The following is a 1621-nucleotide window of genomic DNA, read 5'->3' as shown; positions in this document are numbered from 1 at the left end:
AGCCCGCTCCGTACCGCTTAGCGGTCGGAGTCGGGTAGTTTACGAGCTTCTGGCCGCTCGGTTCGGGCAGGCTGTAGGCAGCTTGATGAGGAGAAACCGGCAATGTCTTACTCAACCTCTTACTCCGTGTCTTACTCGAAAATCTTTTTCCCAGTTTGGGTGGCGGGGCTGCTGTTGTTGATCGGCGGCGGGATCCTGTTTGGCCTGTTGCGGGCTTTTGGGCTACCTATTGGGGAGCTGGCCGATTGGGCCATTGGGATCGCCAGCTTTTGGTGGCTGGTGGTGATCGTCACCCTTCCCTGGAACCTCTACTTTCAGGCCAAGGCCGTTCAGCAGGAGGCGGTTGTGTCTCAGGAACGAGGGATCCCGGTGGAAGATTCAACCTTGGCTTTCCTACAAAAGCTCAGCCGCTGGTCGTTGCGCGTGGCCATTGCCCTGCATGGGCTGTCGGCTCTGGCTTTCTATGGCTTGGCCGCTGGGCAAGTCACCCCCATTGGCTACCCCAGCGCCGTGGCTGCGGTGTTGTTAACGGCTCTGCGCCCGGCCATCCGGGGCTACGAGTATTTGGCCGACCGCTTGGCCCAGTTGCAAGGGCAAATCCAGATCCCTCGCGAAGATGCCATCGAGTTGGCCGAGCGGATAAAGCAGTTGACACGCCAAGTCGAGCAGTTGCAGGAGCAATGGGATCCCGGCAAACCTGGCTCTTGGGCCCAACAGGAGGAAGAAACCCGGCGCTACCTGCGGCAGGAGCTGGCCGCGCTCAAAGCCCAACTGGAACAGTTCCGGGCCAGCAACGAGCTGGAGCACAGGCAATTGCGCCAGGAGACCCACCAAGCTGTGGCTCAGCTCAGTGTGGATAGCCAGTTTCTCGGCCATGTGCGGGAGATTCTTCGCTTTATCAAGGAAGCTTAGCGGGATCCGTTGTTCAGTCTTCCAACTGGGCGGCAAATTGAGAAGGAACCAGCTTGGTGCCCACGCCGGCATCGGTCAGCAGCTCCAGCAATAGGGAATGAGGGGATCCCCCATCCAGAATGTGGGCCGCCCGCACCCCTTGTGCCAGGGCGCGAATGCAACACTGCACCTTCGGGATCATGCCGCCCTTGACGACACCGGCTTGGATCAACTGGCGAGCCGTCTCGATATCCAGCAACGTAATCAGAGAGCTGCGATCCTGAGGATCTTTGAGAATGCCAGGGGTGTCGGTGAGCAAAATCAGCTTTTCTGCCCCCAGAGCAGCCGCCAGTTCTCCCGCCACCGTATCGGCGTTGATGTTGTAGGCTTGGCCTGTCTCATCGGCAGCCACGCTGGAGATCACCGGAATCTGTCCACCTTCCAACAGGGTTTGCAGCAACTGGGGGTTGATGCTGCTCACTTCCCCAACAAAGCCGATCTCTGCCCGGCCCTGGGATCGCGCTTTGATCAAGTTGCCATCCCGCCCGCACAGCCCCACCGCCGATCCGCCGGCCAAGCTGATGAGCTGGACGATCTGCTTGTTGACCTTGCCCACCAACACCATCTCCACTACTTCCATGGTGGCGGCATCGGTAACCCGCAAGCCATCCACAAACTTGAAGGGAATGTCCAGTTTTTGTAGCCAACTGTTGATCTCCGGCCCCCCCCC

At 59.5% G+C, this 1621-nt stretch carries 2 protein-coding genes; one reads left to right on the top strand and one right to left on the bottom strand.

Translation table 11 applies throughout. The features are described 5' to 3' along the window. Nucleotides 1-102: 102 nt before the first annotated feature. On the top strand, nt 103-912 hold the full coding sequence (locus NW843_RS10020; protein WP_414522850.1) for a hypothetical protein: 810 nt from the start codon (nt 103-105) through the stop codon (nt 910-912). Nucleotides 913-925: 13 nt separating this feature from the next. Here the strand turns inward: NW843_RS10020 and argB are convergent. Beyond that, nucleotides 926-1621: acetylglutamate kinase (gene argB, locus NW843_RS10015; RefSeq protein WP_414522849.1), on the bottom strand; the 696-nt coding region annotated here is incomplete at its 5' end.

Source organism: Synechococcus sp. R5-12 (assembly GCF_047502655.1).
Classification (GTDB): domain Bacteria; phylum Cyanobacteriota; class Cyanobacteriia; order Thermostichales; family Thermostichaceae; genus Thermostichus.
The sequence above is the reverse complement of the archived record's forward strand: the minus strand, read 5'-3'. Positions and strand labels throughout refer to the sequence as shown.